This window comes from Stenotrophomonas sp. 2YAF22, from assembly GCF_052114665.1.
Lineage (GTDB): Bacteria > Pseudomonadota > Gammaproteobacteria > Xanthomonadales > Xanthomonadaceae > Stenotrophomonas > Stenotrophomonas indicatrix.
The window spans coordinates 1-3,415 of sequence record NZ_JBFRFE010000479.1 but is presented as its reverse complement, the minus strand read 5'-3'; the positions used below and the strand labels follow the sequence as shown (position 1 = coordinate 3,415).

General features: G+C 68.8%; 4 protein-coding genes. All 4 read left to right on the top strand.

Translation table 11 applies throughout. The features are described 5' to 3' along the window. Positions 1 to 1,004: calcineurin-like phosphoesterase C-terminal domain-containing protein (locus AB4Y84_RS16805; protein ID WP_442250486.1), on the top strand; the 1,004-nt coding region annotated here is incomplete at its 5' end. A gap of 48 nt (positions 1,005 to 1,052) precedes the next feature. Continuing rightward, on the top strand, positions 1,053 to 1,337 hold the full coding sequence (locus AB4Y84_RS16800) for a hypothetical protein (RefSeq protein ID WP_025874818.1): 285 nt from the start codon (positions 1,053 to 1,055) through the stop codon (positions 1,335 to 1,337). Between the two features lie 85 nt (positions 1,338 to 1,422). Continuing rightward, entirely contained in the window at positions 1,423 to 2,445 is a 1,023-nt protein-coding gene (locus AB4Y84_RS16795; RefSeq protein ID WP_032975527.1) for a glucokinase, read from the top strand. Between the two features lie 52 nt (positions 2,446 to 2,497). Beyond that, on the top strand, positions 2,498 to 3,415 hold a 918-nt coding region (locus AB4Y84_RS16790), incomplete at its 3' end, for a N(4)-(beta-N-acetylglucosaminyl)-L-asparaginase (RefSeq protein WP_442250485.1).

Here is a 3,415-nt window from a genome sequence, read left to right as displayed (position 1 = left end):
AACTCGGCGTGCCGTGGTTCCACGTACCCGGCAACCACGACCTGGATGTCGACGCGGCCAATGATGCGCATTCGCTGGACAGCTGGCGCAACATCTACGGCCCCGACACCTACGCAGTGGAAGAGGGGGGCGCCAGTTTCGTGTTCCTCGACGACGTGGTGTACGACCCCAACGCCAAGCCCAGGTATGTGGGTGGCCTGCGCGAGGATCAGTTCGCGTTCCTCGCTGCCTACCTGAAGGGCCTGCACAAGGACCGTCTGCTGGTGCTGGGCATGCACATCCCGCTGTTCGATGCGGCACCGGGGCGCGAGACCTTCCGCCATGCCGACCGCCAGCGCCTGTTCGACCTGCTGAAGGACTTCCGCAACGTGCTGGTGCTCAGTGGCCACAGCCACACCCAGCAGCACGTCTACCACGGCAAGGCTGACGGCTGGCAGGGCGCCAGGCCGCTGCACGAGTACAACGTCGGTGCCAACTGCGGTGCGTTCTGGTCGGGCGTGAAGAATGCCGCCGGCGTACCGGACAGCACCATGAGCGACGGCACGCCGAAGGGCTATGCGTTGCTGGACGTGGCCGGCAACGGCAGCTATCGCCTGCAGTACCGGGTGGCCGGTGCGGCCGCCAGCGAGCAGATCGGCCTGCATGCACCGAAGGTGCTGCGCAAGGGCGCGTACCCGGCGTGGGGCATCTATGCCAACGTGTACATGGGCGAGGACGCCAGCGTGGTCGAGTACCGCGTCGATGGCGGCGCCTGGCAGCCGATGAAGCAGGTCAGCCAGCCTGATCCGCGCCTGCTGGTGGAGAACGTGGCCGACGACCTGGCTTCCACGCTGCGCGGTTACGACCGCTCGCCGGAAGCCACCGCCTCGCCGCACCTGTGGCGTGGCGCGTTGCCGACCGACCTGGCCGTGGGCAGCCACAAGGTCGAAGTGCGCTCCACCCAGCCCGATGGTGCGGTGTTCACCGCCAGCACCAGCTACAGCCTGCAGACCGCGCAGCCCTGAGCGCGGGCCGGGCTGCCATCACCAGCTTCCATCACGAAAGGACGCAGCATGGATATCCGCTTCATGGCCGGCACCACGCCGGTCACCCTCAGCCGGCACTGGTTCACCGGCGCGATGATGCTGCAGAGCGCCAGCGAGAAGGTGTGGGTGCAGCACCCGCTGCATCCGGGCACGCACTTCTCGTTCTCGCTGGTACAGTCGTGGCAGCGCCATATCGCCGGCCATGAAGTGCTGGTGGAGCGGACCCGGCCGCTGCTGTTCGCCGGGTTCCGCCCGCAGCGCCTGCGGGTGCTGGTGGACGGCGTGCAGGTGGCCGAGCAGGAAGGCATGTGACCCCGGGCGGCGCTGTCGCCGCGCTAGGCAAAGGCCGTCCAATGCCTGAGAATCGGCACGATTCAATCGATCCAAGCAGGCCAGCGTGAACGTTGCAGCAGTGTCCCCGGCGCCATCCGAGTCCGCCCGCAGCGGCGTCCCCCGCAGCCTGGTCGTCGCCGATGTCGGCGGTACCTTCGCCCGTCTTGCGTTGGCTGAGACCCTGCCGGGGCAGGCGCCGCGGCTGGGCAGCTACCGCACCTACGCCTGCGCCGACCACCCCAGCCTGGCGGCGATCCTGGCCGATTTCACCGCCAGTCTCGGCCAGCCGATGGCCAGTGCGGTGGTCGCCATCGCCGGCCTGCTCGACGGCGATACCCTGATCAATGCCAATCTGCCGTGGACGGTGTCGCTGTCGGCAACACGCCGCGAGTCGGGCCTGCCCGACCTGCAGTTGATCAATGATTTCGAAGCAGTGGCGCTGGCCATTCCCTACCTGCAGGCCGACACGCTGGTGCCGCTGAATGGCGATGCCGATCCGGCCAAGACCTTCCCGGCGCTGGTGCTGGGGCCGGGCACCGGCCTGGGCGCCGCGTTGCGCTTCGCCGATGGCGAGCGCCCGGTGCTGGCCAGCGAGATCGGCCACGCTGCGTTGGGTGCCGGCAATGCGCTGGAACTGCATGTGCTGGGCCAGCTGCTGCAGCGCTGGCCGCATGTGGACAACGAACGCGTGCTGTCCGGCAGCGGCCTGATGAACCTCTATCCCTGCCTGTGCGAACTGCGCGGCGTGGCTCCGCAATGGACCAGCACCGAAGCGCTGATCGCGGCTGCGCGGCAGGGCGACGACGCGCTGGCAGTGGAAACCCTGCAGGTGTTCTGCGCCTGGCTGGGCAGCCTGGCCGGCGACGCGGCGATCGCCGTGGGCGCGCGCTCGGTGTACCTGGCCGGCGGCATTTCCACCCATGTGCAGGACTTCCTGGCCGACGGCCGTTTCCGTGAGCGCTTCCTCAACAAGGGGGTGCTGACCGACGTGCTGCGCCAGGTGCCGGTATGGCGGGTCGAACATGGCCAGCTGGGTGTGCTCGGTGCGGCAGCTTGGCACGCAGCGCGGACCCCCGCGCACGATTGATCGGCGCTGCCGGCATCGGGCCGGCGGGCGCAGCATGCAGACGGAGGCGAAGATGGTGGATCGCAGGCAGTTTTTGCAGGCCGGTGCACTGGCCGCAGGCGTGGCAGCGTTGCCGGTGGTGAAGGCGAGGACGCACGGCGGCGCCAAGGTGGTCTCGACCTGGGACTTCGGCGTACCGGCCAACCAGGCCGCGTGGAAGGTGCTGGCGCAGGGCGGCAGTGCGCTGGATGCGGTGGAAGCCGGTGCACGCTGGGCCGAAAGCGAGCTGTGCAATCCCACCGTCGGCCATTGTGGCAACCCGGACCGCGACGGCGTGCTGAGCCTGGACGCCAGCATCATGGATGGTGACGGCCGCTGTGGCGCGGTTGCTGCGCTGGTCGACATCCTGCACCCGGTGTCGGTGGCCCGCAGGGTGATGGAGAACAGCCCGCATGTGCTGCTGGTGGGCGAGGGCGCCCAGCAGTTCGCCGTGCAGCAGGGCTTCCAGCGCCAGCACCTGCTGACGCCGAAGGCCGAAGCGGCCTGGCGTGAGTGGCTGAAGACCGAAAAGTACGCGCCGCAGATCAATGCCGAGCGCCGCGGTCTTCCCGGCAACAGCGACAACCACGACACCATCGGCATGCTGGCACTGGACGCCAAGGGCAACCTGGCCGGTGCCTGCACCACCAGCGGCATGGCCTGGAAACTGCACGGCCGGGTCGGCGACAGCCCGATCATCGGCGCCGGCCTTTACGTGGACAACGAAGTGGGCGCGGCCACCGCCTCGGGTGTGGGCGAAGAAATGATCCGCAACGCGGCTTCGTTCCTGGTGGTCGAGCTGATGCGCCAGGGCCGTTCGCCGGCACAGGCCTGCCGCGAAGCGATCGACCGGGTGGTACGCAAGCGCCCCGAAGCCAGCCGCACGCTGCAGGTCTGCTTCCTTGCCATGAACAAGCAGGGCGAGGTGGGTGCCTATGCACTGCATCGCGGC